The 11529-nt window shown below is 61.6% G+C and carries 12 protein-coding genes and 1 pseudogene; 7 read left to right on the top strand and 6 right to left on the bottom strand.

The genetic code is table 11. From position 1 onward, the window contains the following. Positions 1 to 57: 57 nt before the first annotated feature. Positions 58 to 288: pseudogene (locus NW853_RS13650) on the top strand (zinc ribbon domain-containing protein); the annotation flags it as partial. A gap of 109 nt (positions 289 to 397) precedes the next feature. Here the strand turns inward: NW853_RS13650 and NW853_RS13645 are convergent. After that, the gene (locus NW853_RS13645) at positions 398 to 1501 is read right to left on the bottom strand and encodes an alpha/beta fold hydrolase (RefSeq protein WP_414349297.1); all 1104 of its coding nucleotides are present in this window, start codon (positions 1499 to 1501) and stop codon (positions 398 to 400) included. Between the two features lie 194 nt (positions 1502 to 1695). On the opposite strand from NW853_RS13645, the gene NW853_RS13640 reads away from it, so the two are divergent. Genes NW853_RS13640 through cbiE form a run of 3 tightly spaced genes read left to right on the top strand, consistent with a single transcriptional unit; the run spans position 1696 to position 4212 of the window. Next, positions 1696 to 2325, top strand: a complete 630-nt coding sequence (locus NW853_RS13640) for a cobalt-precorrin-8X methylmutase (protein ID WP_414349299.1) — start codon at positions 1696 to 1698, stop codon at positions 2323 to 2325. 33 nt (positions 2326 to 2358) lie between these two features. Continuing rightward, positions 2359 to 2964, top strand: coding sequence for a hypothetical protein (locus tag NW853_RS13635; RefSeq protein ID WP_414349296.1), 606 nt, complete (start codon positions 2359 to 2361; stop codon positions 2962 to 2964). Beyond that, positions 2965 to 4212 carry a precorrin-6y C5,15-methyltransferase (decarboxylating) subunit CbiE gene (gene cbiE, locus NW853_RS13630; RefSeq protein WP_414349295.1) on the top strand — a complete coding sequence of 416 codons (1248 nt, stop codon included), beginning with the start codon at positions 2965 to 2967 and terminating at the stop codon, positions 4210 to 4212. Between the two features lie 34 nt (positions 4213 to 4246). Here cbiE and NW853_RS13625 read toward each other — a convergent pair whose 3' ends face one another. Then, positions 4247 to 4843 carry an NYN domain-containing protein gene (locus tag NW853_RS13625; RefSeq protein WP_414335330.1) on the bottom strand — a complete coding sequence of 199 codons (597 nt, stop codon included), beginning with the start codon at positions 4841 to 4843 and terminating at the stop codon, positions 4247 to 4249. 194 nt (positions 4844 to 5037) lie between these two features. On the opposite strand from NW853_RS13625, the gene sfsA reads away from it, so the two are divergent. The 3 genes from sfsA to msrA all read left to right on the top strand — a co-directional run bounded on the left by sfsA (position 5038) and on the right by msrA (position 7332). Next, the gene (sfsA, locus tag NW853_RS13620; RefSeq protein WP_414335331.1) at positions 5038 to 5757 is read left to right on the top strand and encodes a DNA/RNA nuclease SfsA; all 720 of its coding nucleotides are present in this window, start codon (positions 5038 to 5040) and stop codon (positions 5755 to 5757) included. 24 nt (positions 5758 to 5781) lie between these two features. Then, a complete protein-coding gene (gene xth / locus NW853_RS13615; RefSeq protein ID WP_414335333.1) occupies positions 5782 to 6567 on the top strand; it encodes an exodeoxyribonuclease III in 786 nt (261 codons plus the stop codon). 96 nt (positions 6568 to 6663) lie between these two features. Continuing rightward, complete coding sequence (gene msrA, locus NW853_RS13610) at positions 6664 to 7332, top strand: peptide-methionine (S)-S-oxide reductase MsrA (RefSeq protein WP_414349298.1); 669 nt, start codon at positions 6664 to 6666, stop codon at positions 7330 to 7332. Positions 7333 to 7435: 103 nt separating this feature from the next. On the opposite strand, the gene cysW is transcribed toward msrA, so the two are convergent. The 4 genes from cysW to NW853_RS13590 all read right to left on the bottom strand — a co-directional run. Next, entirely contained in the window at positions 7436 to 8275 is an 840-nt protein-coding gene (gene cysW / locus NW853_RS13605; RefSeq protein ID WP_414349294.1) for a sulfate ABC transporter permease subunit CysW, read from the bottom strand. Then, positions 8265 to 9077 carry a sulfate ABC transporter permease subunit CysT gene (gene cysT / locus NW853_RS13600; protein WP_414335336.1) on the bottom strand — a complete coding sequence of 271 codons (813 nt, stop codon included), beginning with the start codon at positions 9075 to 9077 and terminating at the stop codon, positions 8265 to 8267. The genes cysW and cysT overlap by 11 nt, the downstream gene beginning before the upstream one ends. Before the next feature lie 6 nt (positions 9078 to 9083). Next, positions 9084 to 10163 (bottom strand): sulfate/molybdate ABC transporter ATP-binding protein, encoded by a 1080-nt coding sequence (locus NW853_RS13595; protein WP_414349293.1) that lies wholly within the window; start codon positions 10161 to 10163, stop codon positions 9084 to 9086. Between the two features lie 146 nt (positions 10164 to 10309). Continuing rightward, on the bottom strand, positions 10310 to 11529 hold a 1220-nt coding region (locus NW853_RS13590; protein WP_414349292.1), incomplete at its 5' end, for a sulfate ABC transporter substrate-binding protein.

The raw sequence follows: 11529 nt of genomic DNA, 5'->3' as shown, positions 1-11529 counted from the left end.
CGAAGTTGGTTTGCTAAGTGTTGCTACTGTACCCCTTGATTCTTTAACAGGCTGTGCAAGGCAGCAAGAGCAGGGGTAAAGGTGGTGGTGCTGCCTGCCTACAGCTCGCAGACTTGTCACCGGTGTTTGTGGATTGGCCAGCGGGAAGGGAAGCGTTTTCGTTGTGTGAACCCGGCCTGTGGCTGGGAAGGGGATGCAGATTTGAACGGTGCCAACGTCATTGCACTTTTGGTGGCTGCCATGAACCAGCCTGGAGGTCCGTGGTTGGCTTGCCAACTGCAGGGCTACTGTTCGCGTCAGCGGCGCGTAGCGCTAAAACCCCACCCGCCTATGCGGTGGGGTAGTTTATCGATAGCAGGGAGGGCACTGCTGAACCTTGGCAGGGCAACTGGCTGGACTAGTCAGCCGCGGGATCCCTGCGAAGGTGGGTGGACAAGTCGGGGCAAGTCTCCAAGCTGGCCGCCCACTCACCAATGAGGGCGTTGACCCAGTGGGGCAGCTCGTCGTGAGCACAGTGGCCTACCCCTGGCAGCTTCACCAACGTAAGAGCCGGCTGCCAGCGCTTGAATTGGTCTGCCAAAAAGCTGGGCACCGCTGGATCTTCTTGGCCCCAGAGGAGCAAAATCGGCATTTTGAGGGTGGGCAGCAGGCGCTTGGGGCTGTCGAAGCGGCGGCAAAGGATGGCCCTCAGGCTATCCAAAAACACGTGGGCTGCCCCCGGCTCAAAGGCTGGCCTCTGGAAGATCTGCACCAGCTCGTCGTCCACCTGCTCGTCTCGCTTGTAGACATTTTTGATCCAGGCCCGCAGCACCTCGGTTTGTCGCAGCCAGTTAAACAAATGGGGATAGGTGAGCGGGCAGCCCAAAACAGCCAGGATCCCTTCGCAAAGGGCTTGAACCAGGGCATCCCAAGGAGAGGGCAATTCTTCCGGGTGAGGCCCATCGGCACAACTGATCAAGCACAAACCCTTCACCATCTGGGGATAGCGGGCAGCAGCAATGACCCCCACCAGGCCCCCAATGGAATGGCCTACCAAGAGGCTGGGCTGCTGGATGTGAGTTCGCCAAAACTCGTACACCTGCTCCACCCACAGGTCAACGCTGTAGGCGATCTCCGGCTTGGCGCTTTTCCCAAATCCCAGCAAGTCAAGGGCATAGACGGAGCGCTGGGATCCCAAGGGAACAATGTTATGGCGCCAATGGCCCACCGAGGCTCCCAAGCCATGGATCAAGATGGCCGGAGCCGCCGTCAAGTTCACCTGGCCCTTGGAGGTTTGGGCGCGACTGGGGGTGTAGGTGAAATGGATAGACCAGCCACGCCAGAGCCAGGTTTGGGAATGGCCATAGCGAGGGAGCACGGCAAGGGGATCCCTGTTGCCGACCGAAGAGGGGGGCGGCGCGAGGGGAGGGGAGCTTGCCCCGCCGACAGCAGCAGAGGGAGAAAAGTTGGGTTCAGGCAAGGGAGGAGTGTGTGACAACAACAGGCCCATCTCCACCAGCATAGACCGATCTTAGCGGCTGCTTCGGGGCGTCTAGAGTGGAACTAAAGGGGCGTCTCTCTCAGGTAACCCTTTTGAGCACAGCTTTTCTGGACGTTCTGCGCGACTTTCCCCGAACAAGACCGCCCGCGTCAGCAGGACGTAGAAAACCCCCCGGCCTGACCATGGCTCCGCCTGTGGATCCCACGATGGCTGAGATGATGGATGAGACAGCTTGGATAGACCCCATTACGGCGGCCAGCTTTCGCCAGATCGACCAAGAGATCGGCCCCCACCCGTGGCAAGGAATCCCCTACGAGATCGTGCGCCGCGCCATCCACGCCACCGCCGATTTTGAGCTGCGGGATCGCTTTGTGTTTAGCCCCACGGCGGTCGAGGCGGGGCTGGCGGCCCTGCGGCAGCAAAGGCCCGTGGTGGTGGATGTGAGGATGGTGGCTGCCGGGATCCAAGCTGGCCTTGAGGCGCAGGGGATCCCGCTCTATTGCGCTTTGGACTGGGTGGAAGACCCCCCCGCGGCAGGGCAAACCCGCACTGCCCAGGGGATGATCCAGGTGGCCCGCCGCTACCCGGAAGCCGTCTTTGTTGTCGGCAATGCGCCCACGGCGCTGCTGGCGCTGGTGGAAGAGATTCGGGCAGAGCGGATCCGGCCCAGCCTGGTGATCGGGGTGCCGGTGGGCTTTGTGGCCGTGGAGGAGGCCAAACAGGCGTTGGCGCAAACGGATGTCCCCCAGATTCGGGTGGAGGGCCGCAAAGGCGGATCCCCGGTGGCCGCTGCCATCGTCAATGCTCTGCTGCTGGCCGCCCGCCGGGATCCCATTCCCAACTGACTAGAATTGGAACGACATCTTCAGGCCTTTCCCATGACCCCCGAACAAGAGGAGTGGCTGATCCGCAACCTTCAGCTCCAACAAGAACAGCTTCAAGAGCTGCGGGCCGAACAGCAGCGGGCCGCCGAGCGCTTTGAGGCCCAGATGACGGAAATGCGACAGGCCTTTGCAGCCCAGATCGCCGAGATCCGAGCCGAGCAGCAGCGGGCCGCTGAGCGTTTCTCCGCCGAGATCGCCGAGATCCGGGCCGAACAGCAGCGGGCCGCCGAGCGCTTTGAGGCCCAGATGGCTGCAATGCGAGCCGAGCGGCAGGCCATCGAAGCCCAGCTCCAGACCGAAATCCAGGAGATCCGGGCGTTAATTCAGCACAACCAGGAGCGGATTCGCCAGAACGAAGAGCGGGGAGATGAGCTGGAGAGGGCCATCCAGGAGTCTCGCCGCGATATGCAGGCCGGGTTTGCCGAGCTGAGGGAAGCGCAAGCCATGATGATGGAGCAATTTCGGGAGCGGGATGGCCGCCTGATCGAGGCTCATCTGGGCTTTATTCGGGAAATGCGGGAGATGCAGCGGGAAGTAGCGGAGCTGCGCCTGGATTTTCTCAACCACATGCGCCAGTACCACCCGCCTGTCGAACGCTAGATGGCGAGCCGGTTGCCTCAGCTTGCGGTCGTAGGGGTAGCTGGAGATGGCTCGGTGGCCTCTTGGGCGATTCCCCCCCTCTCCCAAGCGCAAACCCTGGCCGGGCCCCCCAGCCTGCTGCAGCACTTTGCCGACCATCCGGCTCGCCAGATCCGGCTTACTGGATCGGTGGAAAGTTGGATCCCGCTTTTGCAAAAGGAGCTGGCACAGGGATCCCTGGTTTTATTGGCCAGCGGGGATCCCCTGTTTTTTGGGATTGGGCGCCTGCTGACCCAGTATTTCCCGGCGGAGCAACTGGCTTTTTACCCCCAAGTCAGCTCGGTGCAGTTGGCCCTCAACCGCCTGCAGATCCCCTGGCAGGAGGCCACCATTCTCAGCTTGCACGGGCGGGGGGTGGAGCGGTTGCAGGACGCCCTCAAACAGGGATCCCCTGTGATTGTGGTGCTTACCGACCCAGAGCACACGCCAGCCAGCTTGGCCCAGTTCATTGCCGACCTGCGGTTGCCGGTGCGCTACCAGGGCTGGGTATGCAGCCAACTGGGATCCCCCCACGAGCAGATCCTGCCTCTGCAGGAAGGTGAGAACTCCGCTTTCCCCAGCCCCAATCTGGTGGTGTTGCGCCGCGTTGACCCGGAACCGGATCCCCGCCGCTGGCCCCTAGTCGGGATCCCCGACGATCAGTTCCACACCTTTCCCGACCAGCCCGGCCTGATCACCAAGCAACCCATCCGCCTGCTCACCCTGGGGGCCTTGCAATTGCCGCGGCAGGGAGTGGTGTGGGATGTCGGGGCCGGCACCGGCTCCGTGGCTGTAGAGATCGCCCGCCTCTCCCCCCAGCTCCAGGTCTATGCCGTTGAGCGCAACGCCATGGGTATTTGTCTCATCCGGCGCAACCGCCAACGCTTCGGCCTGGAGAACCTGCACGTGATCCCCGGGGCAGCGCCCCAGGTGCTGGCCGACTTGCCGGATCCGGATCGGGTGTTGCTGGGGGGAGGCGGCAAAGGGATCCGCGATCTGCTGCCGGTGGTGGCGGCCCGCCTGCAGCCTGAGGGGATCTTGGTGGCCAACTTTGCCACCCTGGAAACCTGCAGCGAAACCCTGCAATGGCTGCGCTCGCAGGGCTGGCAGGTGCGGCTAGAACACATCCAGATCTCCCGCTCCACAGCCCTGGCAGAAGGCACCCGCTTCGCCCCCCTTAACCCCGTTTACCTGCTGCAGGGGATCCCTTCAACTTTGCAATCTCGCTGAACCCCCTCCTTTGGGGTGGGGGGTGAGAGAAAAATTACCCCTCATCCTCCTCGTCGGTGGTGAACCCGGGTCGGTACAGATAGGAGGGGCGATTGGTCTTCTTAATTTGGTCTTTGAGGGATTCTAGGTCGATGTAGCGATCTGCCAAGTTGATCAGTTGGTCGCTGGTCATGGAACGCAAGCTGACCACCTCCACCCGTGCCCCTTGGTAGCTGACGGCATTGACCGCGTAGGCCAAATCCCCATCGCCGCTCACCAGCACTGCCGTCTCGTACCAACGCACCAGCGACAACATGTCCACAGCAATTTCCACATCTAGGTTGGCCCGCTTGGATCCATCGGGCAGTTGGGTCAGCTCTTTGGTAACCACGCGGTAGCCGTTGCGACGCATCCAGAGCAAAAACCCCTGCTGCTTTTCGTTGTTGCGATCGACGCCGGTGTAGAAAAAAGAGCGCAGAAGGGGAGAACGGCCGGTTAGCGTCTTCAGCAGGCGGGTGTAGTCGATCTCAATGCCCAGTTGCAGAGCGGCATAGAACAGATTGGATCCGTCGATGAAGATGGCCACACGACCACGGTTGTCCTGCAACGGATCCGAAGGCTGAAAGCCGGGATCGGGGTCAAGACGCAACATTCGGCTTTTCTTCTCCAAGTGGTTTTGGCAAAGGGATAGAAAAAGGTAAGGTATTAAAGGATATATGAACAAGGCATCGGCAAAAAAAGGCCCTGGCCGGGGAGATACGTCATTTACCCTAGCGCAGGAAACACCCCACCCCTGGAAGACTTCCAAAATCCTAAAGAAAAATACTTATCGGAGAGCTCTTGCGAATGACAGGCCAACAGGGGGCGCTGCCCTATCGTTTCCCGACCTCCCTGCACAGAGGGGTGTTGCGCAGCCGCTACAAGCGCTTCTTTGCCGAGGTGGAGCTGGAAAATGGGCAACAGGTAACCGCTCACTGCCCCAACACCGGGCCGATGACGGGGGTTTGCCAGGTAGGGGCACCTGTGTACCTCTCCCATCACCCCGATCCCAAGCGCAAATTGGCCTACACCTGGGAGATGATCCAGGTGGAAGGAGTGTGGGTGGGGATCAACACCGGCCTGCCCAATCGCCTGGTGGAATGGGGGCTGGAACAAGGGTGGTTTCCCCAGTTGGCGGGGTTTTCTCGTTGGCAACGGGAAGTGACCTGCGGCAGGAGCAAAATCGACTTCCTGCTGATAGGAGACTCTGGCTTGGCCTACCTAGAGGTTAAAAATACCACCTGGGCCGTGGGATCCCGCGCCCTCTTCCCGGATACGGTGACGACTCGCGGGCAAAAACACCTGGAAGATTTGATTGAGATCCGCCGGCAAGGGCAGCGGGCTCTGCTGCTGTACTGGATCAACCGTGCCGATTGCACCGAGTTCGCCCCTGGCGCAGAACGGGATCCCCGCTATGCCCATCTGTTTCGCCAGGCGCTGCAGGCGGGGGTCGAGGTGTTGCCCTACCGGATCGCGGTCTCGCCCCAGGGGATCCATCCCCTGGGTTTGGCCAAAATGGTGGCCTGAGCGTTGTCTTGGGAACCTGCTGCTATGCAAGTGGCCACCTGGAATGTCAACTCCATTCGCACCCGGTTGCCGCAAGTTTTGGCTTGGCTAGACAAGCAGGGATCCCTGGATGTGCTCTGCTTGCAGGAGACCAAGGTGGTGGATGAGGACTTTCCCCGCGCCCCCTTTGAGGAGCGAGGCTTTCATGTGGAGGTGTACGGGCAAAAGTCCTACAACGGCGTGGCCGTAATTAGCCGGGAGGTGCCGGAGAAGGTGGAGCGGGGGTTTGGCGCGCTGCTGTCGGCGGCTGCAGACCTGGACGAGCAAAAGCGGCTGATCGGCGCCCTCTACCACGGGATCCGCATTCTCAACCTCTACGTGCCCAACGGCGAGGCGGTGGGATCCGACAAGTACGCCTACAAGTTGCGCTGGCTGGCCACGCTGAAGGACTACCTGGCCGTTGCCCTCAGCCAAGGGGATCCCATCTTGCTCTGTGGGGACTTTAACATTGCCCTGGAAGACCGCGATATCTACGATCCCCAAAAGGCCGGAGAAATCATGGCCTCGGAGCCAGAACGGCAGGCCCTGCGGGAGATCCTGGCTTTGGGGTTTGAGGATGCCTTTCGCAAGTTTAACCCGGATCCCGGACATTTTAGCTGGTGGGACTACCGGGCCGGAGGGTTTCAGAAGAATCGCGGCTGGCGCATCGACCACCTCTACCTTTCTCCCCCGCTCCAGGACAAGGCCACTGCCTGCTGGATCGACGTCGAGCCGCGGCGGCTACAAAAGCCCAGCGACCATGCCCCTGTGGTTGTGGAGCTGGCGGTCTGAAATCCCCAGGCCGCTCCCTTGCCAATCTTTTCTCGAGACAAGAGCGGCTATCTACGCTAGGCTGGTAGATGTTAACGAATGTATCGGGCTACCGCCATGGCGCTCTTTGGTTTTGGCAAACTGAGCAAGAAGCTGACCTTGCCCACGCCGGAAGAGGCTTTGCCGGGCCGCTCCGAGCCAATGGCAATCGTTAACCGGCACTACGTCAAGGGCACGCCCCTAAAGCCCCCTTTTCCCGAGGGCATGGAGCTGGCCCTGTTCGGCATGGGCTGCTTTTGGGGAGCGGAGCGCAAGTTTTGGCAGTTGCCCGGGGTGTTCACCACTGCCGTGGGCTACGCTGGCGGGTATACCCCCAACCCCACCTATGAGGAGGTTTGCACCGGTTTGACTGGCCACAACGAGGTGGTGCGGGTGGTTTACGATCCCAGCCAGATTAGCTACCTGCAGCTTTTGAAGGTGTTTTGGGAAAACCACGATCCCACCCAAGGGATGCGCCAGGGCAATGATGTGGGCACCCAGTATCGCTCCGGCATCTACGTTTATTCCCCGGCACAACGGGAGCTGGCGGAAAAAACCCGCGATCTCTACCAGCAGGCTCTGAGCGTCCACGGCTACGGCCAAATCACCACTGAGATCCTGGACGCCCCAGAGTTCTACTACGCCGAAGACTACCACCAGCAGTACCTGGCCAAAAACCCACGCGGCTACTGCGGCCTGGGGGGCACCCAGGTTTGTCTGCCCGAGATCCTCACCGAGTCTGTCTAAGCCACACCCTGGCCGATGGCGGTCATGGCTGCCCTCACCCCCGGCCCCTCTCCCTCAGGGAGAGGGGGGTTAGAGCGTTGATTGCAAGGATCCCAAAAGATGTCTAGAAGATGCGGCGGGAAGGGGATCCCCGCTCCAGCAGCTCCTTGGCCACCAGGGTTACCACCGCCAGCAAGGAGAGCACCACTGCCGCCGCATAGGCCGAGCCCGTGGCATAGCTGCGGTAGGCATCTTCCACAAATAAGGGAAGGGTCTGGGTGCGGCCAATGATGTTGCCAGAGACCACCGCGACAGCGCCGAACTCCCCCATGGCGCGGGCATTGGTCAGGATGACCCCGTACAGGAGTCCCCAGCGGATGTTGGGTAGGGTGATGCGCCAGAAGATCTGCCAGGAATTGGCCCCCAGGGTTTTGGCGGCTTCTTCTTCCTCGCTGCCGGCCTCTTCCAACACCGGCAGTACCTCCCGCACCACAAAAGGGAGCGTGATGAAAGCCGTGGCCAGCACAATGCCCGGAAAGGCAAAGATGACCCGCAGGTTCCAGGATCCCAGCCAACCCTGACGGCCAAAGAGGAGCACCAGCATCAGGCCGGCCACCACCGGGGAAATGGAAAAGGGCAGATCGATCAAGCTGAGCAGCAAAGCCCGCCCCGGAAAACGGCGGTGGGCCAAGGCCAAGGCGGCACAGAGACCAAAAAAAGTATTGAGGGGAACAACAACCAGCGCCGTCAGCACCGTCAATCGGAGGGCGCTGAGCAGCTCCCGCTCGGTCAGGTGCTGGAGAAAAGCTGGGATCCCTTCTCGAAACGCCTGATAAAAGATGTTCACCACCGGGATCCCAAGCAGCAGGGCGATGTAGAGCCCGACAATGCCGATCAACAGGCCCGACAGCCAAGGGTTTGTCGATGGCTCCGGTTGGACACCCGCTATCCCGTCAGGTTTCATGGCGACTTCCCCAGGCTTGCAGAAGGTTAATCACCACCAGCGACAAGAACGAGATCCCCAGCATCGCCGTCCCGATCACCGTTGCCCCGGCATAGTCGTACTGTTCCAGCCGCTGGATCACCAGCACTGCCGCGATGAGATCCCGGAAGGGGATGCTAGAGGCGATGATAACAATGGAGCCATATTCACCCACAGCACGGGAAAACCCTAGGGCCACGCCGGTCAACACGGCGGGCAAAATCTGGGGCAGCACCACCCGCCAGAAGGTCTGCCAGCGGGAGGCGCCCAAGCTCCAGGCCGCCTCTTCCACATCTCGTTCCAGCTCCTGCAGCACCGGCTGTACCGTCCGCACCACAAAGGGAAAAGAGATAAACAGCATCGCCACCCCCACCCCCAGCCGGGTAAAGGCAATGCGGATCCCCAAGGGGGCCAAAAGGGATCCAATCCAGCCGTTGCTGCTGTAAACGGTTGCCAGGGTGAGGCCGGCCACAGCCGTGGGCAGGGCAAAGGGCAGATCGATCAACCCCTCGAGGAGCTTTTTGCCGGGGAAGGCGTAGCGCACCAACACCCAAGCCGTCAGGGTGCCCATTACGCCGTTAACCAAAGCCGCCAGCAGCGCGGTTACAAAAGTAACCTCATAGGCGGAGAGGGCCACCGGATCCGTCGCGATCCGCCAGAACTCCGCCCAGCCGACGCTGCTGGACTTGGCGATCAAGGCCGCCAGCGGCAAGGCCAACATCAGGAAGAGATAGCCCAAGCTCAGCCGCCACGGCCAAGACAGTTGAAACCCGGCTTGCTGCAACTTTCCTCAAGCTCCCAGCGACATCGGACTCCGTCCCGCCATTGCCAGCGGGGTCATGGCAGTTTTCTTATCGTTTTTTTTGAGGGGAAAGGCCTTGACCACCTTGGGGCGGACATAGACCTGCTGCCCCACCTGCAGCGGCTGGCTGGCATATTGCTCGCGGCTGAGGTGGGCCCACAGGGATCCGCCATCGCTGAGAATCAGCTCCGCCTGGATCTCCCGCCCCAGGTGGATGATCTCTTTGACCCAAGCCGAGACGCCGCTGCTATTGGGGTTGACCTCGATCTGCACATCGTGGGGGCGCAAGAAGAGCTGGTGCGGGCCCGCCTGGGCCTCGGGAAGCTGGCAAGATAACAGGGAGCGGGGAGAGAGCTCGTTGACCGGGCCGATGAAGCTCATGACAAAGGGAGTGGCCGGGTGATCGTAGATCTCGGCAGGGGATCCCACCTGTTCGATCCGCCCCTGGTTCATGACCACGATCTGGTCGGCCACCTCCATGGCTTCCTCTTGGTCGTGGGTGACCAAGACGGTGGTGACGTGTACCTCGTCGTGCAGGCGCCGCAGCCACTGGCGCAGCTCCTTGCGCACTCTGGCATCCAGCGCCCCAAAGGGCTCATCCAGGAGCAACACCTGCGGCTCCACCGCCAAGGCGCGGGCCAGAGCCACCCGCTGCCGCTGTCCCCCCGAAAGCTGTGAGGGGTAGCGATCCCCAAACCCTGATAGTTGCACCAGCTCCAGCAGCTCGTCCACCCGTGCCCGGATCTCAGCCCGCGAAGCTTTGCGGATCTCCAGGCCAAAGGCAATGTTCTGCCGCACCGTCATGTGCTTGAACAGGGCGTAGTGCTGGAAGACAAAGCCGACGTTGCGCTCCTGGACGCTGGCATGGGTGGCATCCCGCCCGGTGAGGAAAATCCGCCCCGTGTCCGGCTTTTCTAGGCCGGCAATCAGGCGCAAGAGGGTAGATTTGCCGGAACCCGACGGCCCCAACAGGGCAACCAGGGATCCCGTGGGAATGGTGAGATCCGTAGGGTGGAGAGCCTGAAACTGCCCAAAACGCTTCGATACCCCTGCAATGGTGATGCCCATAGGTTCTGCCTAGCTAAGGGTTGGCCGGATGGCGCTGCCTATCCCTGAGGAGGTAGGGAGCCTCTAATCTACGGTAAACCTGTCAACAAACCGTTGATACTGCTCCCAGGATACCTTGAATGGGGATGCAAAACAAGGGAGGCTCCCTACAACCCAGCTTGGATGCGGTCAAACACAGCCCCATCGGCAAAGAAGCGGTTTTGGATTGCTTCCCAGCCGCCCAGGTCGGCAACGGTTACCAGCTTCTCAATGGGAGGGTACCGCTGGGCAAACTCTTGCGCCACCGTCGGCTCCACCGGACGGAAACCCACCTCGGCAAAGGCCCGCTGCGCTTCTGGAGTAAACAGGTAGTTCACAAAGGCTTCGGCCACGGCGCGGGTTCCTTTTCGCTCCACCGTGGCATCCACCACGGCTACGGGGTTGTCGATGGAAATGTTGGGATCCGGCACCACGTAGGGCAAGGGCTGGCCGCGCAGGCCGGCCAGGATCACCTCCTGTTCGTAGGTGAGCAGGGCATCCCCCTGCCCTTTTTGGAAAAAGACATCGGTGGCTTCCCGCGAGTCCCGCGGCAGGACGCGGACATTTTTGTAGACCTGGGTGGTGAAGGCCAGGGCTTGGGGCTCCGGAACAGCACTCCAGAGGGCCAAAAAGTTCCAGCGGGCGCCCCCTGAGGTTTTGGGGTTGGCGGTAACCACCTGCAAGCCAGGCCGGGCCAGGTCCAGCCAAGAGTGGATAGCGTGGGGGTTGCCCTGCCGCGTGACGATCACCACCACCGAGCGGGTAACGATCCCTTGGTTGGGCGTGCGGCTTTCCCAGCCCGGTCGAATGAGACCGGCAGCCACAAGGCGCTCCACATCCAGGCCCAGGGCCAGGGCCACCACATCGGCATCCAGCCCGTCAATGACCGCCCGCGCTTGTGTGGCCGAGCCGGCGTAGCTGCTTTCTACGCGCACCCGTTGGCCGGTCTGGGCCAGCCAGTGGGCCTCAAAGGCAGGGATGATCTGCCGGTAGGCATCGCGGGTCACCGCAAAAGAAGCTAGGAGAATCCTCACTTCCCCTTGGGATCCCACCCCACAGCCGCCCAGCCCCAGCAGAAGTCCCAGGAGCAGGGATCCCACCGCCAGCCACCGCCCCACTCTCCCAAACCAGACCACCGCGACAGGTGAGGGGATCCCCAATGGGTTCCCTGCTGTCCCTTCCATGTTCACCCCTATCCCCAAAAACTTCTCCACTTCTGTGTCCCTCACCCCCGGCCCCTCTCCCAAAGGGAAATTGCCCAAGCGCTCCGCGCCGCTCACGCGACCACCCCCAGCCCCTCTCCCAAAGGGAAATTGCCCAAGCGCTCCGCGCCGCTCACGCGACCACC

This window comes from Synechococcus sp. H55.11 (genome assembly GCF_047462475.1).
GTDB lineage: Bacteria > Cyanobacteriota > Cyanobacteriia > Thermostichales > Thermostichaceae > Thermostichus.
Note: the sequence above shows the minus strand (reverse complement) of the source record. Positions and strands in the feature narration are given on the sequence as shown.

What these genes read in the sequence shown, in the direction of transcription:
- msrA (WP_414349298.1), top strand. Translation starts at nt 6,664, where the DNA reads ATGGCGCTCTTTGGTTTTGGCAAACTGAGCAAGAAGCTGACCTTGCCC.
- NW853_RS13625 (WP_414335330.1), bottom strand. Translation starts at nt 4,843, where the DNA reads ATGTTGCGTCTTGACCCCGATCCCGGCTTTCAGCCTTCGGATCCGTTG.
- cysW (WP_414349294.1), bottom strand. Translation starts at nt 8,275, where the DNA reads ATGAAACCTGACGGGATAGCGGGTGTCCAACCGGAGCCATCGACAAAC.
- NW853_RS13635 (WP_414349296.1), top strand. Translation starts at nt 2,359, where the DNA reads ATGACCCCCGAACAAGAGGAGTGGCTGATCCGCAACCTTCAGCTCCAA.
- sfsA (WP_414335331.1), top strand. Translation starts at nt 5,038, where the DNA reads ATGACAGGCCAACAGGGGGCGCTGCCCTATCGTTTCCCGACCTCCCTG.
- cbiE (WP_414349295.1), top strand. Translation starts at nt 2,965, where the DNA reads ATGGCGAGCCGGTTGCCTCAGCTTGCGGTCGTAGGGGTAGCTGGAGAT.
- NW853_RS13640 (WP_414349299.1), top strand. Translation starts at nt 1,696, where the DNA reads ATGATGGATGAGACAGCTTGGATAGACCCCATTACGGCGGCCAGCTTT.
- NW853_RS13595 (WP_414349293.1), bottom strand. Translation starts at nt 10,163, where the DNA reads ATGGGCATCACCATTGCAGGGGTATCGAAGCGTTTTGGGCAGTTTCAG.
- xth (WP_414335333.1), top strand. Translation starts at nt 5,782, where the DNA reads ATGCAAGTGGCCACCTGGAATGTCAACTCCATTCGCACCCGGTTGCCG.
- NW853_RS13645 (WP_414349297.1), bottom strand. Translation starts at nt 1,501, where the DNA reads ATGCTGGTGGAGATGGGCCTGTTGTTGTCACACACTCCTCCCTTGCCT.